The sequence below is a fragment of the Streptomyces oryzae genome (genome assembly GCF_017676365.1).
In the GTDB taxonomy this organism is placed as follows: domain Bacteria; phylum Actinomycetota; class Actinomycetes; order Streptomycetales; family Streptomycetaceae; genus Streptomyces; species Streptomyces oryzae.
Genome location: NZ_JADKMA010000036.1, coordinates 15,080 through 36,786, shown reverse-complemented (window position 1 = coordinate 36,786; position 21,707 = coordinate 15,080). Strand labels below are relative to the sequence as shown.

Sequence of the window (21,707 nt, the reverse complement as noted above, 5' to 3'; positions counted from 1 at the left end):
CGGGCTCAGGCGGCGGTGCCGGCGGTACCGGCTGTGGTGGCGGTGCCGGCGGGGGTGGTTCGCGGCGCGGCCTCGGCGCCCGCGTAGTAGGAGTGGAAGAGCTCGTCGAGTGCGGGCTCGGTGAGGCGAATTCCGGTGACGGTGTACCGGGCCAGGGCCTTGACGAGCGGGTCGGGGCTGCCGGTGAGCCGGCCTGTGAGGGTGGTGCCGTGGCCGTCGAGCCGCAGCTGCTGAGCTCCCTCGATCTGCGCGAAGGCGGCCTCGGGCACCGGATCGGCGAAGGTGATCCGGACATCGCGGACGGTGCCGGCCCGCAGTCCTGCCACGGTGTCCAGCGCGACGAGCCGGCCGTCCCGGATGATGCCGACCCGGTCGGCGACCGCCTCGACCTCCGCCATGACGTGGCTGGACATGAACACGGTCTGCCCTTGCGCCGCGGCCTCGGAGACGAGGTCGAGGAAGGTCTGCTGGACCAGCGGGTCGAGCCCTGAGGTGGGCTCGTCCAGGACGAGCAGTTCGGGGGTGTGCATGAACGCCTGGACCAGGCCGACCTTCTGCCGGTTTCCCTTGGACAGCTTCTTGATCTTCGCGCTCTGGTCCAGGCCGAGCCGGTCGGCCAGGCCGTCGATGCGCTCCTGCGGCACGCCTCCGCGCAGTGCGGCGAGGAAGCGCAGATAGGTACGGACGTTCTGCCGTCCGTCGCAGACGAAATCACCCGCCAAGTAGCCGACGCGGCCGCGCAGTTCGACCCCGTCGCGGCGCGGGTCCAGGCCCAGCACGGTGGCGGTGCCGCCGGTGGGGCGGATCAGATCCAGCAGCAGCCGGATGGTGGTGGACTTGCCCGCGCCGTTCGGCCCGAGGAACCCGAAGACCTCCCCGGCGCACACCTCCAGCGACAGCCCGGCGAGTCCCCGGCGGGTTCCGTACGTCTTGGTGAGCTCACGCAGCTCGATGGCGTTCTCCATGACTCAGAACATACTCAGCGTTCAGAGATCTGTAAATGCAAAGAGAGATCTGAACTCTGAGAGTTCTCGTTACACTGGGAGTCATGGCTGATGACAAGGACACCCGGCTGCGCGAGGCAGCGGAGAAGCTGGCGCTGACCCTTGCGCAGGGCGGCATGCAGAAGACCACCGCGCGTGTGATGACGGCGCTGCTCTTCAGTCGCCAGGAGACCATGACCGCCGGTGAACTCTGCGAGGAACTGCAGATCAGCTCGGGCGCCGTCTCCGGCGCGGTCAAGCAGCTCATTCCGACCGGCATGATCGAGCGGGTCCCCGCCCCGGGCAGCCGACGCGACCACTACCGCTTCCGCGAACACGCCTGGGCCACGCTGATGAGCAATCAGAATGCGATGCTCACGGTCATGAAGGACTCCGCGGCCGAGGGTATCGAGGCGGCCGGGCAGGACGGCGTCCTCGGCAGCCGTCTGCACGAGATGCGGGACTTCTACGCGTACATGGAGCGTCAGCTGCCCGCCCTGATCGACCAGTGGCGCGAGCAGTACGACAGCGCCGGGTGACCTGGGCCGGGCCGAACTGCCACCTCGTTCATGGGCGTACCGCTTCCTCGTGGGGCGTGGAGCTGTCGCGGGGGCCGTCGCCACTGCCAGCGAAGCTCTCCAGCGCCTGCTTGAGGTCGCCGAGCACGTCGGCAGCCTCCGCCCCGTCGATCACCCGGTGGTCGAAGGTCAGCGACAGCGGCAGTACGGGGGCGATGGCCACCGCCCCGTCGCGCACCACGGGACGGTCCGCGACCGCGCCCAGGCCGAGGGTGACCGTGGTGCCGCCGACGGAATGGAACGCGGTCACGGGCCGGTGTCCCAGAGACGTCACCGAGAATGTGCCGTTGGTGGTGATCCGGCGGCGCAGCGGTCGCGTACCCATCCGGTAGGCGAGGTGCCCGAGCGGGCCCGGCAGCCGGTGCAGGGCCCGTACCCCGGCGAACTCCGGCATCCGGTCGGGATCCCCTTCGCGGAAGCGGGCCGTCTGCTCGGCGATGTCCCGGAGGCCCCGCAGATGGACGTCCGGCAGCACGGCGGAGAGGACGACGCGGCGTCCCGCCATCGTCTTGTCCAGCGTGAGCTTCGCCGCCACCGTGTCGTAGTGGGCGAGACGGGGCCGCAGCCCGCCGCGGAGCGCGGCGTTCGCCGCGGGGTGCGCGGCAAGCACCCGCGCGGCGGTGTACACCACGTAGCTGACGGTCGGGTATCTGTCGCCCCGGGCCCGCGCCTCCCGCTGGTGGCGCCGTACGGCGGTCATGTCGATCTCGGCTCCCAGGAACACCGGCGCGTAGTGGCTAATCTCCCTCAGGAAGTACGCGGTGTGCCGGCGCTCGCGAGCAAAGGGCTCCGCTCTCATGTCCTCGGCTCCCGTCCGAAGCTCTCCGTCAGATGCACGTGCGGCGGTGGCGCCGGAACGTCACCGAGGTCGTGGCGGAAGACGGTTGTGGTTCCGTCGCCGTCGCCGGCGACCTCCGTGAAGCCGTGGGCGGCGTACAGCCCGGCGACCTTTCCGTTCTTCGCCGTCCCGCGGTAGGCGCCGGTCACCGACCCGGCGCCGCTGTCCTTCGCGTACCGCAGGACGGACGACAGGCAGGTCTGCTCGATACCGCGGGCGAAGACCCGGCAGCTGAGCACGAAGTTGTCGATGTGCAGCCGGTCCGCCTCGCGGCGCAGAAACACCGCGCCGACCAGCCCGTTGTCGCCGAACCTGTCGCTGCTGTGCACCGCGAGTACCTCGGTGCCCGGCGCTGCCAGCCACTCCTCCACCTCGGCGGGCTGCAGCCGCAGTGCTGTCATGTTGAACTGGTTCGTACGCAGCGTGAGTTGGGACACCCGGGCGACTTCCGCCGCCGTGGGCGGAGCCAGCAGCACCCGGACCTCCAGCTCCCGCAGATGGTCCTCGACGGAGGCGAACCCCTCCAGGAAGTCCTTGCGCCGCGCCTCCTGCTGGTAGCGGCCGACCCGCTGGTGGTCCTCGTGCGTCAGCCGGCGGCAGTCGAACCAGCCGTCGTACAGCAGCGCGTCGACGTGCAGCGCCGGCTCGTCGTCCAGGGCGACCACTGTCACCTCGGGCAGCGCACCCCGCACCAGCCCCCGTTCGCAGGGGCTGTCGTCCACGAACACGAACGCGTCCGTGCCGAGATTCAGCGCCTCGGCGACCTCTGATATCGCCTCGTGCTTGGGCCCCCAGCCGGCGGCGATCCGTACGAAGTCCTCCTCCCTGAGAGTCATGTCCGGGTGGCCGCGCAGCACCGTGCGCACCGGCTCCACATCGTTCTTGCTGGCCGCCACCAGCAGCACGCCCTGGGAGGCGAGCTGTTTGACGACGCGCTGGAACGCCGCGAACGCCTCGCCGCGGTGGCTCCCGGCCACCTCGATCCCGTCAGGACCGTCGTCCCCCAGGACGCCGCCCCACACCGTGTTGTCCAGGTCGAGGACGAGTGCCTTCTTGGTCGCTCCCGCCACATGCCGCGCCAGGTGGCCGACCTCGCGCGCGTACTCGGCCAGCAGGGGGGAAGAGAGGTGTGCCCTGGTGTAGATGCTCAGCCGTACGTCCTCGGCGGGCACCCCGCCCGCCGTCAGCGGATCCAGATCCAGTACGACCAGCCACGGGCGCTCCTCGGCCAGGCTGAGCAGCCGTGCGTTGAACTCCCGCCACAGGGCGCCGAGCCGTGCCCGGGACCGGTGGTCGACCAGCTGCGCGGTGAAGCGGCGGGGCAGCGGCAGCGTGTTGAACACCAGCGTGCCGCCGCAGCTGTCCTTGAACCGGTCGGCCAGCCCTTCCAGCAGGGCCAGTTTCCGCCGGCCCGCCTCCTCGACATGCTCCGACAGCCACGGCGTCGGCACCTCGTCGAACACCACAGCCGGGTCCAGCACACACAGGGCGACATCGGGCCTGGCCGCGTACAGCTCGCTGCCGGGGTCGCCCAGGGCGAAGACGTAGCTGTCGAAATCGGCGAGGTGACGGCGCATCAGCAGCCCGTGCCTGGCCAGTTCGGCGGTCAGCGCGGGGACCAGGGCCGCCAGGGTGCCGTGCCCGGTCACCGCCACGCTGAGCACCGGCACCTCCGGGTGCGCGGCGATGACCTCCTCCGGGTCCACCCGGCTGAGCAGATGTCCTGCCCTGATCAGATCCGAGCCGGTCAGCGTGCTCACCAGCTGGCTGACCTCCGGGTAGCGGGCGACCAGCTGCCCTTCCCGGTACATCCGCAGCAGGGTGTCCGCGGCTGCTCCGCCGGTTGCCGACGGAGCGGAAACGGCGCCCGTAGCGCTCGGTGCTCGGTCCATTCGCTGCCTTCCCGTGCGGGGTTCCAGGATCGTCGGTTTGGCTAAAGGCGCCCTAGTCGTGGGCTCGGCTTCTGGGGAGGGGGTCCCCCCCCCGCTCGAAGAGCTTGGGGGAGCCGTTCCCCGCGCCCCTTCGGGGCGGGCCAAAGCGCCATTCGGCCCTCGGGCTTTCATGCTCAGGGGGTGTGCCGTCCGGCTCCGGCGGCGGGTGTCGTGGTGTCCGTCCGTCGGGGCGTCTAATCTCGGCCGCGCTGTTCACGGACGGACGGGTGGACGGGCGGTGGAAAGGGGCGTCCCCTGACTCTCTACGTCTACGGGCTGGTCGCCGCCTGCTTCCTCGGTCTGGGATTTGTGCTGCAGCAGGACGCTGCCGCCCGGGCCCCGGTGGCCGACGTACTGTCCTTCCGGCTGCTGCTCGACCTGGTGCGGGTGCCGCGCTGGCTGCTCGGTATCGCCAGCATGGTGGCCGGTCAGCTCACCAGCGCGTTCGCCCTGATGCAGGGGGATCTGTCCACGGTCGAGCCGCTGCTGGCGACCAACCTCGTCTTCGCCATGCTGTTCGCACGACGGCTCAGCAGCCAGCGGCTCGGCTGGTCGGGCTGGGCCGGCGTGGTGCTGCTCAGCGGGGGAGTGACCGCCTTCATCGTGGCGGGCCGCCCGGAGGGCACCGACCGTGAGGCCGGCCCCCTGCGCCACTGGCTGGTCTTCGGCATCCTCGCCGGGATCGCACTGGTCCTGGTGCTCATCGCACGGCACCTCGAACTCTTCAAGGAGCCGCCCCTGCTGGCGACCGCGGCCGGGGCGCTCTACGGTCTCCAGGACGCCCTGACCCGGGTCGTCGGCGGCATCTACGACTCCTCGGGGCTGACCGGCGTGCTGATGAGCTGGCAGGGCTACACCATCGTCGCCCTTGCCGTGATCGGGCTGGTGCTCGTACAGAGTGCCTTCGAGGGCGGGCCGCTGCGGATGTCGCTGCCGTCCCTGACCGCGTCCGAGCCGCTGGCCGGTATCGCCTGCGGGATCGGCTTTCTGGGCGACTCGATCCGGCTCACCCCTGGCGCCCTGGCAGGCGAGGTGACCGGACTGCTGGCCGTGGTCGTCGGGGTCTTCATCCTCGGCAGGCATCCGGTGCTGCCGGAGGGCAAGCAGCGTGAGATCCAGGAGACGGAAGCCACTTGACGGGGCGTCAGCGCGGGCGGCCGCCACGGTTCCCGCGGCCCTTGCGGCGCACTTTGATGCCGCGCATGTCCGTGACCGCCAGCCGCAGCACCCGGTGCGGGTAGCCGTGGGCCTCCAGCGCCTCGGTGGCCCGGAGGGCGGCCCACCCCTCCTCGTCGGGCTCCTCGCCCTCGGGCGGCGGCGGGACCTGGCAGCGGAAGGTGAAGGCGGACAGACTGCTGTCGCAGGTGAAGGTGCCGGTCTCGGTGAAGGAGGCGCCGTAGCTCTCGGCCCCCTCCCGGAGCGCGGCGCGGCCCGCCTCGTCCAGGCCGGTGAAGGTTCCCCGGATGGTCACTCGGAACACGGTCAGTCCTCTCGTACGGCGTAGGTGAAGGCGCGTTCGCCCAGCAGCCCTTCGATGGAGTCCAGCAGCGCGAGCACGTCGCCGGCGATCTCGTCCGGGGTCCGCCCGGCCACCAGGCGGCGGCCGACCTCGGCGAACACCAGCGAGTGGAACCACCCGATCTGGCTCGCCGCTGCACACACCATCGGGTCGTCCGGTGCCGCGCCGGTCTCCTCGGCGAGCTGCGCGGCGAGCGCGTCGGTCATCTCCCGGCCGAGGTCGCCCAGGCGGGCCGTGAGGGTGGGTGCGGCCCGCATCATCTCGAAGACGGCGCCGAAGCCCTCGGTCAGTCCGAGCTTCCGCTCCCGGGCGTGCACCTCGGCGCGCAGCCGGGAGAGCACGGCCCGCGCGGGCGATTCGCCCGGTGCGCGCTGCCGGACGATCTCGGCGAGCCGCTGCGGCGACGCCTCTTCCGGCGGCAGCACAAGGTCTTCCTTGGCCTCGAAGTAGTTGTAGAGGGTGTTCACGGACACCTCGGCCGCCGCCGCCACCTCGGCGATCGTGACCTTGTCGAAGCCCCGCTCCACGAACAGCCCCATGGCCACCTCGTGGATGCGCTGCCGTGTCTGCCGCTTCTTGCGCTCCCGCAGCCCCTCGCTCATACAGGGAATCCTAACCCGACTGCAAAACTGAAATGGATTGCGACTTTGCAATCGACTGTGCTTCCATCGGCGGCATGACACCCCCACCGACACCAGAGCCCGGGCCCGCCCCGTCCCCGCCCCGCGCCGCTCTCGACATCCGCGCGCTCAGCCTCACCTACGCCCTCAAGTCGGGCCCTGTACAGGCCGTACGCGGCATCGATCTGACCGTGCCGCGCGGTGAGATCCTCGGCTTCCTCGGTCCGAACGGCGCCGGGAAGACCAGCACCCTGCGGATGCTCACCACGCTGCTGCGCCCCACCGGCGGTGAGGCCCAGGTCGCCGGACACGACCTGCTCGCCGAGCCGTCGGCAGTGCGGTCCTGCATCGGCTACGTCGCCCAGACCGGCGGCCTCGACCCGGCCTGCGGCGTGCGCGAGGAACTGGTCACCCAGGCCCGGCTGCACCGGATGCCCAAGCAGGCGGCCCGGCACCGCGCCGAAGAGCTGGCAGGGGAACTGGGCCTGACCGGGCTGCTGGACCGGCCGACCGCCGCCCTCTCCGGCGGTCAGCGCCGCCGGCTGGAGATCGCCCTCGGGCTGGTCAACCATCCCGAGGTCCTCTTCCTGGACGAGCCCACCACCGGGCTCGATCCGGGCAGCCGCGCCGAGCTGTGGGAGCTGGTCCGCCGCATCCGCCGTGAGCGGGGGACCACCGTCTTCCTCACCACGCACTATCTGGACGAGGCCGACGCGCTCGCCGACCGCATCGTCGTGGTCGACGGCGGCCGGACCATCGCCGAGGGCACTCCGGAAGCGCTCAAGCGCACGCACGGACCCGGCCCCGGCGCCTCACTCCAGGACGCGTTCCTCGCCCTCACCGGACGAGGCCCGAGCCACGAGCCAGTGGCCGTCTGACGCCCCTTCAACGCCTTCCTATGGGCACTGCCATGACAACCAGCACCGCCGCCGTCGCCACGACGCCCACCCCGCCTCTCGACCGGTTCCGGCACTTCGCCGCCGACATCGGCCTGATCTTCGGCCGCTGTCTGCGTGCGACCCTGCGCTCGAAGACGAACATGCTCTTCGGGATGCTCCAGCCGCTGCTGTTCCTCTCCCTCTTCGGGCCGCTCCTGACCCGGCTCGACCTGGGCGTCGACGGGTCCTCCTGGCAGACCTTCGTGCCCGGCGTCCTCGTCCAACTCACGCTGCTGGGCGGCTCGTACGTCGGACTCGGTCTGCTGGTGGAACGGAACACCGGCGTGGTGGACCGGATGCGCGTCACCCCGCTCAGCCCGATGGCGATGCTGCTCGGGCGGGCACTGCGCGACGTCGTCCAACTCGTCGTGCAGAGCGTGCTGCTGATCCTCCTCGGTCTCGCCTTCGGGCTGCGCGCCCCGCTGTGGGGGATCGTCGTCGGGCTGGCCTTCGTCGCCGTACTGTCCGGAGCGCTCGCCGCCCTCTCGCACGGTCTGGCCATGCGGATCGCGACCCCGCCCGAGTTCGCCGCCGTCGCCAACACCGCCGTGATGCCGCTGATGCTCCTCTCCGGGCTGCTGCTGCCCATGAGCCTCGCCCCCGACTGGCTCGAGGCCGTCTCCCGCGCCGTCCCCTTCCGCTACACCGCCGACGCGGTACGTGACGTCTTCCGGGGCGAGCTGACCACCGGCACCGTCGCTGCGGGCGCCGCCGTCACCGTCGGACTGGCGGTGCTGTGTCTGATGGCGGCCACCCGGCTCTTCCGCGGTACGGGCCGGAGCGGCGCCGAGCGGGGCTGAACCTGCGGACACGCGCCCCCGCCCCGACGCATGAGCTGCCCGCGCGGTGGGGACCCGGCGGGGTGCACACGAGATGACGGAAAGGACGTGAGGTACGTGCGTGTTGCCTTTCTCGTCGCGCCGGAGGGCGCCGAACAGATCGAGCTGACCGACCCGTGGGACGCCGTCAAGGAGGCGGGCGGCACCCCCGTCCTGCTCTCCACCCGCGGGAAGACCGTCCAGGCGTTCAACCACCTGGACAAGGCCGACACCTTCCCCGTCGACCAACTCGTCTCGCAGGCCGAGCCTGCCGACTTCGACGGGCTCGTACTGCCCGGCGGTGTCGCCAACCCGGACTTCCTGCGGACCGACGAGAAGGCCGTGGCCTTCGTGCGGGGCTTCTTCGACGCGGGACTGCCCGTCGCCGCGATCTGCCACGCGCCCTGGACCCTCGTCGAGGCCGACGTGGTGCGGGGCCGCACCCTCACCTCGTATCCGAGCCTGCGCACCGACATCCGCAATGCCGGTGGCACCTGGGTCGACGAGCAGGTCAAGGTCTGCGAGGCCGGCGACAACAAGCTGATCACCAGCCGGAAGCCGGGCGATCTCGAAGCGTTCGACAAGGCGTTCCTGACCGAGTTCGGGGCCGGCGGCTGACCTCTCCGGCCCGCCGCGGCCCGCCGGTCTTCTGCTGCTGTCTCAGCGACCGGGCCCCGCGCCCCGCCCCGGAAGGGGACGGACCGCGGGGCCCGGCGACGTCTCGTGGCGGCTCACTCACGGGTCGCGAACACGCCCAGGGTCGCCAGTCCGAGCACGACCCAGCAGAACCACAGCCACCCGCTGCTCCCCAGCGCCGCGGTGTACGCCGTCACCACCACAAGGGCCACGACCGTGCACACGGTCATCGCCTTCGCGGACACCGGCATGCGCGTCATCCCAGACATCACAACACCGTCCTCTCCCGGCGGCCCCGGGACGCACAGGTCGCGCACGCACAAAAGGGGCCGCGGCCAAGTCCCCATGGTCGCCCGCCAAGGGCCCCGCGCGCCACTGCGCGCTCCGATGCGCCCGTGTCCTCCTCCCCTCCCGCGCCCCCTGCGGAGGCGCGGGAAGCGGGCGCTCACTCCCTCGGCTGGAGGGAAGCGAGGTACGCGTTGTAGGCGGCCAGCTCCTTGTCGCCGTCCCGGTCGGCCTTGCGGTCCCGGCGACGGGCCTGCCGCTGCTCGGTGACGTACCACTGGAAGACCAGCGCGATCAGCACCAGCACCGAGGGGATCTCGCTGAACGCCCAGGCGATGCCGCCGGCCGCCGTCTGGTCGGACAGCGCGCTGACGCCGAGCGAGGCCGGCGGGTCGGCGTAGGTGTCCACCATCGGCTCGGAAGCCATCATCAGCGCGATGCCGAAGAACGCGTGGAACGGCATCCCCGCGAACAGCTCCAGCATCCGCATCACATAGCCGGGGCGGTGCGGGCCCGGGTCCACGCCCATGATCGGCCAGAAGAAGACCAGGCCGACGGCGAGGAAGTGCACCATCATCGCGATGTGCCCGGCCTTGGAGCCCATCAGGAAGTCGAACAGCGGCGTGAAGTACAGCGCGTACAGGCTCGCGATGAACAGCGGGATGGTGAACGCGGGATGCGTGATCACCCGCACGTAGCGGCTGTGCAGCAGCGCGACCAGCAGCTCACGCGGACCCTTGCGCATCCCCTGGCTGCGGGCCGCCGACGGCAGCGCCCGCAGCGCCAGCGTGACCGGGGCGCCCAGCAGCAGGAGGATCGGCGACAGCATGCTGATCACCATGTGCTGCACCATGTGCACGCTGAACAGCACCATGCCGTACTCGTTGAGTGCCGTGCACATCACCAGCGCCACCGTGGCCACACCCACCGCGAAGCTCACTGTGCGCCCGGCCGGCCAGCTGTCGCCCCTGCGCCGCAGCCGCACCACGCCCCAGCCGTAGAGCGCGAGCGCCAGCAGACACCCCACCAGGAAGAACGGATCGCCGGTGAACTCCAGCCCCCGCGCGACCGTGAACGGCGGTAGGTCCATCGTCATGCCGTGCCCGCCGTGATCCATCCGAACTCTCCCGCAACCGACCGATAAGCCCGTACCAGACTAGAACGCCCACCCCGGCCGCCCTCACGGGGGCGGTCGAGACGGGCGGTTGCGTCGCGGCGAGCCGAATGGAGCGTACGCGTGCGCGGATCAGGCGGGCTGGGTCGCCGCCGCGATCCGCTCCTGGCGCAGCGCCTCGTACCAGGTGTCGTCGGTCGGTGGCAGCGCGTTCACATCGAGCGACAGCTTGATCAGCAGGTCCGCGATGTGCGGGTTACGGGCCAGCACCGGACCGTGCAGATACGTCCCGAAGACGGTGTCCCGCCAGGCGCCCTCGGTGCCGTCTCCCGTCCCGTTGCCGTGGCCGAGCCGCACCCGGCCCAGCGGACGCACCCCAGGGCCGAGGTGGGTGACGCCCTGGTGGTTCTCGAAGCCGGTGAGCTGGGGGAGGCGCAGCTGCTCGTCGGCGTCGCCGAGTACGTCGCCCACGCACCGCTCGGCCTCGCCGCGGGTGCTGATCACATCCAGCAGCCCCAGCCCGGCCGAGCGCTCGCCCAGGTCGTTGACGAACTCGTGCCCCATGATCTGGTAGCCCGCGCACACCGCGAAGACGATGGCGCCGTTGTCCACCGCCCGGGTCAGACCGCCGTCGCGCAGCAGCCGTTCGGCCGCCAGCCGCTGCGGCCGGTCCTCGCCGCCGCCGATCAGATAGATGTCGCCGGACGTGGGGATCGGCTGGTCGGAGCGGACGTCCAGCCGCTGGACGTCCAGCCCGCGCTGCCGCGCCCGCCGCTCCACCACGAGCGCGTTGCCCTGGTCGCCGTAGGTGCTCAGCAGGTCAGGGTAGACCCAGACCAGACGCAGACTCGTGTCACTCATGCCGCCAGTCTCCTTGAGCGGATCGATGGGCCGGGCGCACGACCGCCCGGGACCCCAAGATACGGGTGATCAGTTGCCGACGGCGCGGCGCAGATCCTGGAACGCGGTGTAGTTGGCGATGGTCTCGATCCGCCCCGGCGGGCACCGGCGCACCGCGTCAGCGGGGTCCTGGCACACCTGGAAGTCCACGCCCGCGACCTCCAGCCGCACCGCCAGGTCCAGCTTGCGGTCGCCGATGACGCAGATGGGGTGCCCGGCCAGCCGTCCGTAGTCGACGTCCCACAGCCACGAGGTGTCGGTGCCGTCCGCGCCGCGCGCGTTCACCGAGAGGATGACCGGGGTGGGCGGCGGGTCGATCAGCGAGAACGTCTCCAGCCATCCGGCGGGGTTCTTGGCCAGCAGCAGCCGCATGTCCCGGCCCTGGTACTGCACCACGTCGTACCGTCCGGCCACGGCCTTGACCGCGTACATCCGCTCCAGCGCGACCTGCGGCGGCACCCCGAAGGCGGCGGCCACGGCGGCGGAGGTCGCGGCGTTCGCCTTGTTGGCCCGGCCGGGGAGCTGGAGGTGGATGGGCCAGGCGGAGCCGTGCGGGTCCAGCACATGGTCGCCGGAGAGGGCCCAGGTCGGCTTGGGGCGCCGGAAGCCGCACTCGGCGCAGAACCAGTCGTCGCCGGGGCGCTGCATCACACCGCCGCAGGCCGGGCAGGACCAGGCGTCGTCCTTCCACTCCTGGCCCGCGGCGACCCACACCACGTTGGGGGAGGAGGAGGCGGCCCAGACGACCAGCGGGTCGTCGGCGTTGGCCACGATGACGGCCTTCTGGCCCGAGAGGCCCTCGCGCCACCGTTCGGCCAGCATCCGGGTCTCCGCCGCGCGGTCGAGCTGGTCACGCGAGAGGTTCAGCAGCGCTATGGCCTTCGGCGTGACGTCCTTGGCCACGCCGGACAGGTACTTCTCGTCCACCTCGATGACGCCGTAGCGCGCGCTCGAGCCGCCGGCCAGCGCCGAGGTGATGCCGGCAGGCATGTTGGCGCCCAGTGCGTTGGAGACCACCTCGCCGTTGGCGCGCAGCGCCTCGGCGATCAGCCGGGTGGTCGTCGTCTTGCCGTTGGTCGCGGACACCAGGACCACGTCCAGGTGCTGGGCCAGCCGCTGAAGCAGGTCGGGGTCGAGCTTGAGCGCCACCTTCCCGCCGATCACCGACCCGCTGCCGCGGCCCGCAGCCCGCGACACCGCCGCGGCTGCCTTGCCCGCCGTCACGGCCAGCCGGGACCGCGGCGACAGCGGCTCCGTGTTGCCTGCCATCGTGTCTGAACCTCCTTGCCCCTCGCGCATAGGAGAGAAGCCTACCGAGATCCCGCCGTGGCCCCGACCGCGCCACCCCTGCGAAGATCGACGGTGCGTCGCCGGGCGTACGCTGACAGCCATGCGACGCGGCCCCATCCCCGGCAGCACGGGTGCCGTACGCCCTTTGCGGACGTACGGCGATCCGGTGCTGCACAGTCCCAGCCGCCCGGTCGCGGCCGGCGACCGCGCTTCGCTGCCCGCGCTCATGGAGGACCTGTACGCGACGATGTACGCGGCGCACGGGGTCGGGCTGGCGGCCTGCCAGATCGGGGTGCCGCTGCGGGTGTTCGTCTACGACTGCCCCGACGACGAGGACCGACGGCACCGGGGCCATGTGGTCAACCCACGGCCGGTGCAGGTGGACGGGGTGCGCGTGCGCGGCCCCGAGGGCTGTCTCTCGCTCCCCGGTCTTGAAGCCCCCACCCCGCGGGCCGATGTGGCCGTGATCGAGGGCGAGGACGTGACCGGAGCGCCGGTACGGGTGGAGGGCAGCGGCTATTTCGCCCGCTGCCTCCAGCACGAGTACGACCACTTGGAAGGGCGCCTCTACGTTGACGGGCTCACCGGGTGGGCCCGCCGACGTGTCCTGCGCCGAATCATGAAGTGACCCCGCATGGGGGGCTGGCAAGTACAGCAGGGGAGCAGACGCGCCCCGTAAGGGGCGCGGGGAACTGGGCGAGGAGCCTGGGGGTCCCCCTGCTTGGGGGAGCACCCGCAGTCTGCGAAGCACCGGCAGGGGCACCCCCTCCCCAGCACAAAAGAGAGGGGGCAACGGCTAGAACCGGGGCCCGCCCACGCGGTCGCCCGCGGCAGCCAGCCGCCCCCACAGCAGATCGGCCAGGTGCCGCACCAACGCCGCCCGCTCACAGGGCTTTTCCCGCAGCCACCAGTCCCCGGCGGCATGCATCATGCCGACGATCCCGTGCCCCCACACCCGGGCCAGCTCCTCGCTGTCCGGCCCCAGATCGAGCCGTTCGGCGATCACCTTGGCCAGTTCCTCGCCCAGCCGCCGCAGCAGCGGCGCCGAGTGCTGGCCCACGTCGAACCCGCGCTCGCTGCTGGGGGAGTCCTCGGCCGGATGCATCAGGAACCGGTAAACCTGCGGATGAGCCTCGATGGCGGCCAGATAGGTGTCCAGGGTGGCCTCCACGCGCTCACGCCGCTCGCGGGGCGCGTCGAGCGCGGCCCGCAGTGAGGACAGCAGCGCGTCGGTGTGCCGGATGGCGAGCGCGCGGTAGAGGCCGCCCTTGTCGCCGAAGTGCCGGTAGAGGATGGGCTTGGTGATGCCCGCCTCGGCCGCGATCGCGTTCATGGAGGCCCCGGGGCCCTCGCGGAGCACGACCCGCTCGGCGGCCTCCAGCAGCTGTTTGCGGCGCTGCTCGGTGCTGGCGGCCCGGTCGTCCCGGTCGGACTGCCGTGTCGTCTCCATCGTCGGTACTCTCCCCGCCCCTGTCTGCGATTGCCCCGCCGCAACGTAACACCCTCACGTGCACGAATGTTCAGGCGAGCGGGAGTTGACAGCCGCTACTCGTGGGTAACAGACTGCGGATTACCGATGGTAACGAGCTGCTGAGACAGGCGGAGGACCCCCGAAATGGCCGAGACCGAGTTCGTACTGGATCTCAACGACGACCAGAAGGAAGTCCGAAGCTGGCTCCACGGATTCGCCGCCGATGTGATGCGTCCCGCCGCCGCCGAATGGGACGAGCGCGAGGAGACCCCCTGGCCGGTCATCCAGGAGGCCGCCAAGATCGGCCTGTACTCGCTCGACTTCTACGCCCAGCAGTACTTCGACCCCACGGGACTCGGCATCCCGATGACGATGGAGGAGCTGTTCTGGGGGGACGCGGGCATCGCGCTGTCCATCGTCGGCACCGGACTCGCCGCCGTCGGGGTGCTCGCCAACGGCACCGAGGAGCAGATCGGCACCTGGGTGCCGCAGATGTACGGCGACGCCAACGACGTGAAGGTCGCCGCCTTCTGTTCCTCCGAGCCCGACGCCGGCTCGGACGTGGCCTCCATGCGCACCCGCGCCGTCTACGACGAGGCCAAGGACGAGTGGGTACTCAACGGCACCAAGACCTGGGCCACCAACGGCGGCATAGCCGACGTCCATGTCGTGGTGGCCGCCGTCGACCCCGAGCTGGGCTCCAAGGGGCACGCCTCGTTCATCGTCCCGCCCGGCACCCCCGGCCTGTCGCAGGGTCAGAAGTTCAAGAAGCACGGTATCCGCGCCTCGCACACCGCCGAGGTCGTGCTCGACAACGTACGGGTGCCAGGACACTGCCTGCTCGGCGGCAAGGAGAAGCTGGACGAGCGCCTGGCCCGCGCCCGGGAGCGGGCGAAGGGCGGTGAGCGCATCAAGAACGCGGCCATGGCCACCTTCGAGGCGTCCCGCCCCGCCGTCGGCGCGATGGCGGTCGGCACCGCGCGTGCGGCGTACGAAGTCGCGCTCGAATACGCCAAGACCCGCGAGCAGTTCGGCCGCCCGATCATCGACAACCAGGGCGTCGCCTTCCAGTTGGCCGACATGCGCACGAGCGTCGACGCCGCCCGGCTGCTGGTGTGGCGGGCCTCCTGGATGGGCGTGAGCGGCCGCAAGTTCGAGTCGGCCGAGGGCTCCATGTCCAAGCTGTTCGCCAGCGAGACGGCCAAGAAGGTGACCGCTCAGGCCATCCAGCTCCTGGGGGGCAACGGTTACACCCGTGAGTACCCGGTCGAGCGGATGCACCGCGACGCGGCCATCTACTCCATCTTCGAGGGCACCAGCGAGATCCAGCGCCTGGTCATCGCCCGCACTCTGTCGGGCATGCCGATCCGCTGAGCGGGAGCGGGCGAAGCGGTCGGCGCGGTCCGGCAGTTGCCTAAAGCTCGAAGGCGGGAGCCGCCGGGGTGAGGACGGCCGAGCACGGGGTGACCGACCAGTCGGTACGGAGCGCGTCGGTGAGCACGTCCATCAGCTCCGCCATCTCGCCCGGGGCCGTCTCGTGCAGTGCTTCGGCGACGATCAGCACCTCGCCGGTCTCCTCGCGCACGGCGGAGTGACCGCTCTGCCGGTTGGTCCAGCGGCGTGCGTGGGCGCGGCGGGCGTCGTCGGCGAAGATCACCTCACCCGGCTCGGGGCGCTCCTCGTCCCCGGCGAAGGTCTCGTAGACCTCGTCACCGTCGGCATACCGCACCCACAGGTCGCCGGAGATCCGTGCCAGGTCGAAGACCCCGACCGGGATCGCGAAGGCGAGCGAGGCGGCGTTGCACAGGTCGATCAGCGGGTGGATGCGCGGCAGCGACCCCTCCTTGCGGAAGCGCCGCAGCAGCGACTCGGCAGCACAGCGGTACTGGGTCGGTTTCAGGCCCAGTGCCGCGAAGGTCCGCCGCCACGCCTGGATCTGCGGCAGCCCGCTCTCCTGGCCGCCGCCCTCCGCGCTGCGCGCCGCCGTCCGTGCGCACAGCTGCCGTACGGTCTCCTCGGCTGAGATCTCGGCAGCGATGCCTTTGGCGTGCAGGACGCCCGGCACCAACTGGGGGAAGTCCCGCCACAGTTGCGGTGAGTGGGCGAAGCGCATGGTGCTGTCCTCCAGGGTTCCGTTGGGGCCGGCGTTCAGAAGAAGGCGAGGCGGGCGCCGAGCGCGGCGAACGTGCCGGCGAAGACCCGGCGCATCCACCGCACCACCCTCGGCCGCGAGATGACGTGCTCGCGCATGGTCGCCGCCGCCAGCCCGTACCCGGCGAAGACCATCAGGGTCAGCAGCACGAAGACGGCGCTCAGCTCCGACATCCGCAGCACGGCATGCGGGTCGTCCCCGTGCACGAACTGCGGCAGGAAAGCCACGAAGAACAGCGTCAGTTTCGGGTTGAGAACGTTGAGCAGCACAGCCGACACAATGACCTTCGACGTGGTGCGCGGTGCGCTCCCCGCCGGGTCGTCCCCCTCCGGCGCCGTCAGCGCGCTTCTGTCCCGGAGCGTGCTGACGGCCATCCACAGCAGATAGGCGACCCCCAGGTACTTGAGGACCTGGAACGCCACCGTGCTGGTGTGCAGCAGCGCAGCGAGTCCGGTGATGGCGGCGAGCGCCTGCGGGAGGGTGCCGAGCGTGCAGCCGAGGGCGGCCACGAGGCTCGCCCGCCTGCCGTGTGAGAGCCCGGCGGCGAGGGTGAACAGGACGCCGGTGCCCGGGGTCACCACGATCACCAGCGCGGTCAGCAGAAAGTCCATGCCTTGACCCTGTCGGCAGAATGGGCCTGTGAACAGAGCCAAAGGATCTTCGTTCGACAGGACCATAAATGCCGGCTCCGGCACTCCTGCGGCATCCGGCACCGCGGCGGCATCCGACTTCCTCCAGCTCAGCGCCGCCGAGGTGCCCAGGGGCGGGCTGTCGGACTGGCTCGTCGACGAGATCAGGCGCGCCATCGCGGACGGCCGGCTGCCGACCGGCAGCCGGCTGCCCGCAACGCGCGTGCTGGCCGCAGACCTCAAGGTGTCGCGCGGCGTGGTGACCGAGTCCTACCGCCGCCTGGTCGAGGACGGTCATGTGGTGGGCCGGGGCCGCGCCGGCACCGTCGTGGCGGCCACCCCGCTGAACGGAGCCCCCGGCTTGCCAGGAGCGCACAGCGCGAACGCCGCGCACGGCGGGCTGAACGGGGCGCACGAAACGGCCGGATCCGACAGGGCCGCCGGGGCGCCCGCGCCCTCCGGGGTGTTCGACGGACCGCCCGGAGCCGATGTCTTCGACGCCTTCCGCGTGGCACGCGCGCGGATCGACCTGTCACCAGGACTGCCCGACCTGGCCGCGTTCCCCCGCACCGCCTGGCTGCGCGCCGAACGCGCTGTGCTCGCCGAACTCGCCGCCTCCGACCTCGGATACGGCGACCCCCGGGGCACCCTCGCGCTGCGCCGTGCGGTCGCCGGCTGGCTGCGGGTCAACCGGGGCATCACGGCGGAGGCCGCGGAGATCATCATCGTCGCCGGTACGGCACAGGCCCTCGGCCTGGTGGCGCAGGTGCTGCGCGCCGAGGGCACCGAACGGCTCGCCGTCGAGGACCCCAGCTCCCTCGGCGCCCGCCAGCATCTGCACAGCTGGGGTCTGGCGACGCCGCCGGTGCCCGTGGACTCCGAGGGCGTACGGGTCGACGCACTCCGCGCCACGGGGGCGCCCGCCGTGCTGCTGACCCCGGCGCACCAGTTCCCCACCGGCGTCGTCCTGGGCGGCGAGCGCCGCCGTGAACTGCTGCGCTGGGCCGGCGAGGGCGGGCTGGTCGTCGAGGATGACTACGACGCCGAACACCGCTACGACCGCGCACCGGTGGCGGCGCTCGCCGCGCTGGCGCCGGACCACGTCTGCTACGCGGGCAGCGTCTCGAAACTCCTCGCACCTGCCCTCCGCGTCGGCTGGCTGCTCGCGCCGGCCCGCTACCGCGAGGCGCTGACCGACGCCAAGCGGTTCGCCGATCTCGGCAATGCCGCGCTGCCGCAGCTGGTGCTCGCCCGGCTGATGGAGTCCGGCGCCTTCGAACGGCACCTCCGGCTGCTCCGGCGCCGCCACCGGGCCCGCCGCGACGCCATGATCGCCGCGATCCGTACCCATCTGCCGTACGCGCGCGTCCACGGCGCCGCCGCGGGGCTGCACCTCATGGTCACCCTGCCGCCCGGAGTGAGCGACACCGCGCTGGCCTCCCGCGCCCTCGCACACGGCGTCAAGACGCAGCCGCTGTCCTGGCACACCCAGCGCCCCGGCCGCCCAGGGCTCGTCCTCGGCTACGCAGCCGCCACCCCGACCACCATCGCCGAAGGCATCGCCCTGCTCGCCCGGTGCCGCGCTCACCTACCCTGAGGCCGTCACACGCCCCGACGGGGATCAGATGCCGGGCCGGTACCGCAGCGGATGGTCCGCGGGAATCTGCACCAGCACCAGTCGGTGGCCGTCCGGGTCGGCGATCCACATCTCGATCAGGCCCCAGGGCTCCTTGACCGGAGGCCGCAGAATCTCCGCACCGGCCGCGCGCAGCTCCTGGTGCGCGGCGTCGGCGTCGGCGACCTGGAGCCACAGCTGGAGCGTGGGGGTGGGCGGCTCCTCGCTCCGCCCCGAGACCTCAAGGAAGCCGCCGCCGAGGAAATAGACGGTTCCGCGCTCGGGCCCCGTACCGAATTCGCGAGCGATCTCCAGACCGAGCGTGTCGCCGTAGAAGGCCCGGGACCTGTCCGGATCGACGGGCCGCAGCAACACCCGGCTGCTCAGCACATGCACCATGCCCGCACTCTAGTTCCGGTCCCCTCCGGATAGGCTCGGCCGACATGACCGACACCGCACAGCGGGGCGAGCTGCCCCTGACCTTCCGCCGCGCCGTCGAGGCCGACATCCCCGCCCTCACCGAGCTCGTGGAATCCGCCTACCGGGGCGAGGCGAGCCGTGCGGGCTGGACCACCGAGGCCGACCTGCTGGACGGCCAGCGCACCGACCCGGAAGGGGTCGCCGCCGTGGTCCGTGACCCGAAGAGCATCATGCTGGCCGTGGAGCGGGACGGCGCCGTCATCGCCTGCTGCCAGCTCGAGCACCGGGGCGCTGAAGCCTACTTCGGGATGTTCGCCGTCAGCCCGCTGCTCCAGGGCGGCGGGGTGGGCCGCGCGGTGCTGGCGGAGGCCGAGCGCACGGTCCGTACGGAGTGGGGCGCCGAGGAGATGCACATGCAGGTGATCCGCCAGCGCGAGGATCTGATCGCCTGGTACGAGCGCCGCGGCTACACCCGCACCGGAAAGCTGAGCCCCTTCCCCTACGGCGACGAACGCTTCGGCATCCCCCAGCGCGCCGACCTGGCGTTCGAGCTGCTGGTCAAGCCCTTGAACGGGTGACCGGGCTCAGCTCAGCCGCTCGGTGGCCCGCCTGATGGCGGGCATGTCGGTGACGACCCCGTCGAGGCCCAGCTCCCGGACGCGGGCCAGGTCCTCGTCGGTGTTGACGGTCCAGCTGATGACCTGGATCCCGGCGGCGTGCGCACGGCCGACGATGTCGGCGTCCACGTGCTGCAGCTCCAGGGAGACCATCCCCGCGCCCAGCTCCCGGGCGCGTTCCGGCGCGGTGGGCGAGGAGCGGCCGGCCACCAGCACGAGGGGGATGTCCGGCAGCTGCTCGCGGGTCTCGCGCAGCGCCTCGGCGTGGAAGGAGATCACCGTGACCCGGTCCTGCAACTGGCGCCGCTGGATGGCCTCGGCGAGCACCCGCGCCGCCGCGCGGTCCTTGATCTCCGCCTGCAGCGGACTGCCGATCGCCTCCACGACCTCCTCGAAGACCGGCACCCGCTCACCCTGACCCGCGTCCAGCTCCCGCAGCTCGGCGAGGGTGAAGTCGCTGATCGGGCCGCTGCCGTCGGTCGTACGCGCCACGTCGGCGTCGTGCATCACCACGAGCTCGCCGTCCTTGCTCAGATGCAGGTCGAGCTCGACGACGTCGAGCCCTTCGCGTTCGGCGCGGACGAAGGAGCGCAGCGTGTTCTCGGGCTCGACGCCCATCACTCCGCGGTGTCCGACGGTGAGCAGTGGCACGGGCGCTCTCGCTTTCGTGCGGGACGGCAGTGGATCGCCAGACTAGCGGTCCTCGCCCCGCATCCCGCCGCAGGCCGTGGGAACCCCCGGAGGACGGGAAAGAGTGGCAGTGTCCGTCGCGTATCACAGGAAAAACAACGGCTTACCCCGGGGGCACGCAGGATAATCTCTTGATCTCTCCCCTTGAGAGGAAACGCCGGCACGTATACGGTTTCCATACGCGAGTTTCTTCTGTGGAGGGGTCAACATGACGGAAATTCTTTCGACGGCGCCCGTTCAGGGTGGCGTTTCGCCGTCCGCGGACGGACCCGCCGAGAGCGTGGCCGCACACCCCGCCTGGGCGGTGCTCAAGGCCGCCGTCGAGGCTGTCCGCCCGGCGCAGTCCAAGGACGGCTCCATCGACTTCGACGCCGAGGACGCACCCACCCGCCAGGAGATGCGGAACGAGGTGGAGCGCGCCGTTTCCGCCGTGCAGGAGCTCTCGCCGCTGCTGCCGCATGACGCCGCGTACCACCGCGCGCTCGTGGCCGACCTGCGCCGCTGGGCCGACGGCGGTTTCGGTGTGCCGGACTTCCTGGACTCGCTGCTGGCCTTCCAGCCCGCGCAGAACCGCGCCGACGGCCTCCAGCACCTGGTCGTCTTCCCGATGTACACGCAGAACGGCAACCCCGACCGCAATGTTGAGGCCGTCGTCCTGCGGATGGTCTGGCCCGACTGGCTGGCCGAGCTGGAGCGCACCCGCTACGACAACCCGCTCTTCTGCGGTATCACCTTCGAGGACTTCACCTCCGGCTACGACACCCACTCCGCCGTGCTCTTCCCGGAGACCATCGCCGTGCGGGAGGCGCCCGCGCGGTTCAGCTGGGGCGGCATCTTCTGCGACCGCGAGGCGGCCCGCTTCCGCCGCGTCGTCCAGGCGGCCTGCGAGGTCACCAGCCTGGAACTCCCCGAGGACGCGCAGGAACTGCTGGCCGACCAGGAACGCTGCCAGCAGGCGTTCGTGCTGTGGGACATGGTCCACGACCGCACCCACAGCCACGGTGACCTGCCCTTCGATCCCTTCATGATCAAGCAGCGGCAGCCGTTCTGGATGTACGGCCTGGAGGAGCTGCGCTGTGACCTGACCGCCTTCCACGAGGGCGTCAAACTGGAGGCCGACGGCTACCCGCAGGGTCGCGACGTGCAGTACGCCATGCTCCTGGAGCGGCTCTTCCGCTTCCCCGTCACCGGCGAGCGCAAGCGCAACTACGACGGTCTCGGCGGCCAGCTGCTCTTCGCCTACCTCCACCAGCACGACGCGCTGCGCTGGACGGACAACAAGCTGTCCATCGACTGGGACCGCGCCCGTCAGGTCACCGTCGCGCTGCGCGAGGAGATCGAGGCCCTCTACCGCGCCGGCATCGACCGGCCCAAGATCGTCCACTGGTTCAAGGCGTACGAGCTGGTCTCCACCTACCTGGCCCCGCACCCCGGCTCGCAGTGGGCCAAGGGCCCGGACGCGCTCGATCTGACCCTCCCGCCGCGCAAGCTGGTGGACGAGGTGCTGCCCGACGAGTTTCCGCTCAGCATGTTCTACGAAGCCCTCGCGAAGAAGCTCCGGAGTGTGATCGCATCGACCCGGGGCATCACCGCTGCCGGTCCGGTCCCGGCCGCCGCATGAGCGGGTCGTCCCAGGGGCACAGCGGAGGGCAGAAGGGCGAGG

General features: G+C 71.3%; 24 protein-coding genes. 10 read left to right on the top strand and 14 right to left on the bottom strand.

Annotated elements, in window-relative coordinates; translation table 11 throughout:
• Nucleotides 1-5: 5 nt before the first annotated feature.
• Nucleotides 6-965, bottom strand: a complete 960-nt coding sequence (locus ITI46_RS09865) for an ABC transporter ATP-binding protein (protein ID WP_209239070.1) — start codon at nt 963-965, stop codon at nt 6-8.
• A gap of 83 nt (nt 966-1,048) precedes the next feature.
• Between ITI46_RS09865 and ITI46_RS09860 the strand changes: the two genes are divergently transcribed.
• Nucleotides 1,049-1,522: a GbsR/MarR family transcriptional regulator gene (locus ITI46_RS09860; protein WP_209239069.1), complete on the top strand. Its 474-nt coding sequence runs from the start codon at nt 1,049-1,051 to the stop codon at nt 1,520-1,522.
• Between the two features lie 28 nt (nt 1,523-1,550).
• Here ITI46_RS09860 and ITI46_RS35460 read toward each other — a convergent pair whose 3' ends face one another.
• Nucleotides 1,551-2,360, bottom strand: coding sequence for a 2-oxo acid dehydrogenase subunit E2 (locus tag ITI46_RS35460; protein ID WP_209239068.1), 810 nt, complete (start codon nt 2,358-2,360; stop codon nt 1,551-1,553).
• Entirely contained in the window at nt 2,357-4,291 is a 1,935-nt protein-coding gene (locus tag ITI46_RS09850) for an HAD-IIIC family phosphatase (protein WP_209239067.1), read from the bottom strand. Before ITI46_RS09850 ends, ITI46_RS35460 begins: the two co-directional genes overlap by 4 nt.
• 294 nt (nt 4,292-4,585) lie before the next feature.
• On the opposite strand from ITI46_RS09850, the gene ITI46_RS09845 reads away from it, so the two are divergent.
• Nucleotides 4,586-5,467: a DMT family transporter gene (locus tag ITI46_RS09845; protein ID WP_209239078.1), complete on the top strand. Its 882-nt coding sequence runs from the start codon at nt 4,586-4,588 to the stop codon at nt 5,465-5,467.
• 7 nt (nt 5,468-5,474) lie between these two features.
• Here ITI46_RS09845 and ITI46_RS09840 read toward each other — a convergent pair whose 3' ends face one another.
• Both ITI46_RS09840 and ITI46_RS09835 read right to left on the bottom strand, forming a co-directional pair.
• Nucleotides 5,475-5,801 (bottom strand): DUF6204 family protein, encoded by a 327-nt coding sequence (locus tag ITI46_RS09840; RefSeq protein ID WP_307808112.1) that lies wholly within the window; start codon nt 5,799-5,801, stop codon nt 5,475-5,477.
• 11 nt (nt 5,802-5,812) lie between these two features.
• On the bottom strand, nt 5,813-6,451 hold the full coding sequence (locus ITI46_RS09835) for a TetR/AcrR family transcriptional regulator (protein WP_209239065.1): 639 nt from the start codon (nt 6,449-6,451) through the stop codon (nt 5,813-5,815).
• 74 nt (nt 6,452-6,525) lie between these two features.
• On the opposite strand from ITI46_RS09835, the gene ITI46_RS09830 reads away from it, so the two are divergent.
• The 3 genes from ITI46_RS09830 to ITI46_RS09820 all read left to right on the top strand — a co-directional run bounded on the left by ITI46_RS09830 (nt 6,526) and on the right by ITI46_RS09820 (nt 8,843).
• The gene (locus tag ITI46_RS09830) at nt 6,526-7,347 is read left to right on the top strand and encodes an ABC transporter ATP-binding protein (RefSeq protein WP_209239064.1); all 822 of its coding nucleotides are present in this window, start codon (nt 6,526-6,528) and stop codon (nt 7,345-7,347) included.
• Between the two features lie 32 nt (nt 7,348-7,379).
• Nucleotides 7,380-8,207: an ABC transporter permease gene (locus ITI46_RS09825; RefSeq protein WP_209239063.1), complete on the top strand. Its 828-nt coding sequence runs from the start codon at nt 7,380-7,382 to the stop codon at nt 8,205-8,207.
• A 96-nt stretch (nt 8,208-8,303) separates the two neighbouring features.
• Nucleotides 8,304-8,843, top strand: coding sequence for a type 1 glutamine amidotransferase domain-containing protein (locus ITI46_RS09820; protein ID WP_209239062.1), 540 nt, complete (start codon nt 8,304-8,306; stop codon nt 8,841-8,843).
• Nucleotides 8,844-8,956: 113 nt separating this feature from the next.
• Here the strand turns inward: ITI46_RS09820 and ITI46_RS09815 are convergent, their stop codons facing one another.
• The 4 genes from ITI46_RS09815 to ITI46_RS09800 all read right to left on the bottom strand — a co-directional run bounded on the left by ITI46_RS09815 (nt 8,957) and on the right by ITI46_RS09800 (nt 12,429).
• The gene (locus ITI46_RS09815) at nt 8,957-9,130 is read right to left on the bottom strand and encodes a hypothetical protein (protein WP_209239080.1); all 174 of its coding nucleotides are present in this window, start codon (nt 9,128-9,130) and stop codon (nt 8,957-8,959) included.
• 176 nt (nt 9,131-9,306) lie between these two features.
• The gene (locus ITI46_RS09810) at nt 9,307-10,263 is read right to left on the bottom strand and encodes a cytochrome c oxidase assembly protein (protein WP_209239061.1); all 957 of its coding nucleotides are present in this window, start codon (nt 10,261-10,263) and stop codon (nt 9,307-9,309) included.
• Nucleotides 10,264-10,392: 129 nt separating this feature from the next.
• Nucleotides 10,393-11,121 (bottom strand): type 1 glutamine amidotransferase, encoded by a 729-nt coding sequence (locus ITI46_RS09805; protein ID WP_209239060.1) that lies wholly within the window; start codon nt 11,119-11,121, stop codon nt 10,393-10,395.
• A 69-nt stretch (nt 11,122-11,190) separates the two neighbouring features.
• Nucleotides 11,191-12,429, bottom strand: a complete 1,239-nt coding sequence (locus ITI46_RS09800; protein ID WP_209239059.1) for a MurT ligase domain-containing protein — start codon at nt 12,427-12,429, stop codon at nt 11,191-11,193.
• A 121-nt stretch (nt 12,430-12,550) separates the two neighbouring features.
• Between ITI46_RS09800 and def the strand changes: the two genes are divergently transcribed.
• Nucleotides 12,551-13,078, top strand: a complete 528-nt coding sequence (def, locus tag ITI46_RS09795; RefSeq protein WP_209239058.1) for a peptide deformylase — start codon at nt 12,551-12,553, stop codon at nt 13,076-13,078.
• 168 nt (nt 13,079-13,246) lie between these two features.
• Here def and ITI46_RS09790 read toward each other — a convergent pair whose 3' ends face one another.
• Nucleotides 13,247-13,900, bottom strand: coding sequence for a TetR/AcrR family transcriptional regulator (locus ITI46_RS09790; RefSeq protein ID WP_209239057.1), 654 nt, complete (start codon nt 13,898-13,900; stop codon nt 13,247-13,249).
• Nucleotides 13,901-14,065: 165 nt separating this feature from the next.
• Here ITI46_RS09790 and ITI46_RS09785 point away from each other — a divergent pair, with 165 nt between their 5' ends.
• Nucleotides 14,066-15,295, top strand: coding sequence for an acyl-CoA dehydrogenase family protein (locus ITI46_RS09785; RefSeq protein ID WP_209239056.1), 1,230 nt, complete (start codon nt 14,066-14,068; stop codon nt 15,293-15,295).
• 40 nt (nt 15,296-15,335) lie between these two features.
• On the opposite strand, the gene ITI46_RS09780 is transcribed toward ITI46_RS09785, so the two are convergent.
• Both ITI46_RS09780 and ITI46_RS09775 read right to left on the bottom strand, forming a co-directional pair.
• Entirely contained in the window at nt 15,336-16,034 is a 699-nt protein-coding gene (locus ITI46_RS09780; RefSeq protein WP_209239055.1) for a B3/B4 domain-containing protein, read from the bottom strand.
• Between the two features lie 35 nt (nt 16,035-16,069).
• Nucleotides 16,070-16,684 (bottom strand): LysE family translocator, encoded by a 615-nt coding sequence (locus ITI46_RS09775; RefSeq protein WP_209239054.1) that lies wholly within the window; start codon nt 16,682-16,684, stop codon nt 16,070-16,072.
• Between the two features lie 28 nt (nt 16,685-16,712).
• Here ITI46_RS09775 and pdxR point away from each other — a divergent pair, with 28 nt between their 5' ends.
• Nucleotides 16,713-18,299, top strand: a complete 1,587-nt coding sequence (gene pdxR / locus ITI46_RS09770) for a MocR-like pyridoxine biosynthesis transcription factor PdxR (protein ID WP_209239053.1) — start codon at nt 16,713-16,715, stop codon at nt 18,297-18,299.
• 24 nt (nt 18,300-18,323) lie between these two features.
• Here the strand turns inward: pdxR and ITI46_RS09765 are convergent, their stop codons facing one another.
• Nucleotides 18,324-18,716: a VOC family protein gene (locus tag ITI46_RS09765; RefSeq protein WP_209239052.1), complete on the bottom strand. Its 393-nt coding sequence runs from the start codon at nt 18,714-18,716 to the stop codon at nt 18,324-18,326.
• A 44-nt stretch (nt 18,717-18,760) separates the two neighbouring features.
• Between ITI46_RS09765 and ITI46_RS09760 the strand changes: the two genes are divergently transcribed.
• The gene (locus tag ITI46_RS09760) at nt 18,761-19,315 is read left to right on the top strand and encodes a GNAT family N-acetyltransferase (protein ID WP_209239051.1); all 555 of its coding nucleotides are present in this window, start codon (nt 18,761-18,763) and stop codon (nt 19,313-19,315) included.
• 6 nt (nt 19,316-19,321) lie between these two features.
• On the opposite strand, the gene ITI46_RS09755 is transcribed toward ITI46_RS09760, so the two are convergent.
• Nucleotides 19,322-20,005 (bottom strand): glycerophosphodiester phosphodiesterase, encoded by a 684-nt coding sequence (locus ITI46_RS09755; protein ID WP_209239050.1) that lies wholly within the window; start codon nt 20,003-20,005, stop codon nt 19,322-19,324.
• A 247-nt stretch (nt 20,006-20,252) separates the two neighbouring features.
• Between ITI46_RS09755 and ITI46_RS09750 the strand changes: the two genes are divergently transcribed.
• Complete coding sequence (locus tag ITI46_RS09750) at nt 20,253-21,665, top strand: DUF6421 family protein (protein WP_209239049.1); 1,413 nt, start codon at nt 20,253-20,255, stop codon at nt 21,663-21,665.
• Nucleotides 21,666-21,707: the final 42 nt, after the last annotated feature.

What these genes read in the sequence shown, in the direction of transcription:
- ITI46_RS09835 (WP_209239065.1), bottom strand. Translation starts at nt 6,451, where the DNA reads ATGAGCGAGGGGCTGCGGGAGCGCAAGAAGCGGCAGACACGGCAGCGC.
- ITI46_RS09825 (WP_209239063.1), top strand. Translation starts at nt 7,380, where the DNA reads ATGACAACCAGCACCGCCGCCGTCGCCACGACGCCCACCCCGCCTCTC.
- ITI46_RS09780 (WP_209239055.1), bottom strand. Translation starts at nt 16,034, where the DNA reads ATGCGCTTCGCCCACTCACCGCAACTGTGGCGGGACTTCCCCCAGTTG.
- ITI46_RS09790 (WP_209239057.1), bottom strand. Translation starts at nt 13,900, where the DNA reads ATGGAGACGACACGGCAGTCCGACCGGGACGACCGGGCCGCCAGCACC.
- ITI46_RS09830 (WP_209239064.1), top strand. Translation starts at nt 6,526, where the DNA reads ATGACACCCCCACCGACACCAGAGCCCGGGCCCGCCCCGTCCCCGCCC.
- ITI46_RS09810 (WP_209239061.1), bottom strand. Translation starts at nt 10,263, where the DNA reads ATGGATCACGGCGGGCACGGCATGACGATGGACCTACCGCCGTTCACG.
- ITI46_RS09805 (WP_209239060.1), bottom strand. Translation starts at nt 11,121, where the DNA reads ATGAGTGACACGAGTCTGCGTCTGGTCTGGGTCTACCCTGACCTGCTG.
- ITI46_RS09800 (WP_209239059.1), bottom strand. Translation starts at nt 12,429, where the DNA reads ATGGCAGGCAACACGGAGCCGCTGTCGCCGCGGTCCCGGCTGGCCGTG.
- ITI46_RS09850 (WP_209239067.1), bottom strand. Translation starts at nt 4,291, where the DNA reads ATGGACCGAGCACCGAGCGCTACGGGCGCCGTTTCCGCTCCGTCGGCA.
- def (WP_209239058.1), top strand. Translation starts at nt 12,551, where the DNA reads ATGCGACGCGGCCCCATCCCCGGCAGCACGGGTGCCGTACGCCCTTTG.
- ITI46_RS09865 (WP_209239070.1), bottom strand. Translation starts at nt 965, where the DNA reads ATGGAGAACGCCATCGAGCTGCGTGAGCTCACCAAGACGTACGGAACC.
- ITI46_RS09815 (WP_209239080.1), bottom strand. Translation starts at nt 9,130, where the DNA reads ATGTCTGGGATGACGCGCATGCCGGTGTCCGCGAAGGCGATGACCGTG.
- ITI46_RS09775 (WP_209239054.1), bottom strand. Translation starts at nt 16,684, where the DNA reads ATGGACTTTCTGCTGACCGCGCTGGTGATCGTGGTGACCCCGGGCACC.
- ITI46_RS09860 (WP_209239069.1), top strand. Translation starts at nt 1,049, where the DNA reads ATGGCTGATGACAAGGACACCCGGCTGCGCGAGGCAGCGGAGAAGCTG.
- ITI46_RS35460 (WP_209239068.1), bottom strand. Translation starts at nt 2,360, where the DNA reads ATGAGAGCGGAGCCCTTTGCTCGCGAGCGCCGGCACACCGCGTACTTC.
- ITI46_RS09765 (WP_209239052.1), bottom strand. Translation starts at nt 18,716, where the DNA reads ATGGTGCATGTGCTGAGCAGCCGGGTGTTGCTGCGGCCCGTCGATCCG.
- ITI46_RS09760 (WP_209239051.1), top strand. Translation starts at nt 18,761, where the DNA reads ATGACCGACACCGCACAGCGGGGCGAGCTGCCCCTGACCTTCCGCCGC.
- ITI46_RS09750 (WP_209239049.1), top strand. Translation starts at nt 20,253, where the DNA reads ATGACGGAAATTCTTTCGACGGCGCCCGTTCAGGGTGGCGTTTCGCCG.
- ITI46_RS09785 (WP_209239056.1), top strand. Translation starts at nt 14,066, where the DNA reads ATGGCCGAGACCGAGTTCGTACTGGATCTCAACGACGACCAGAAGGAA.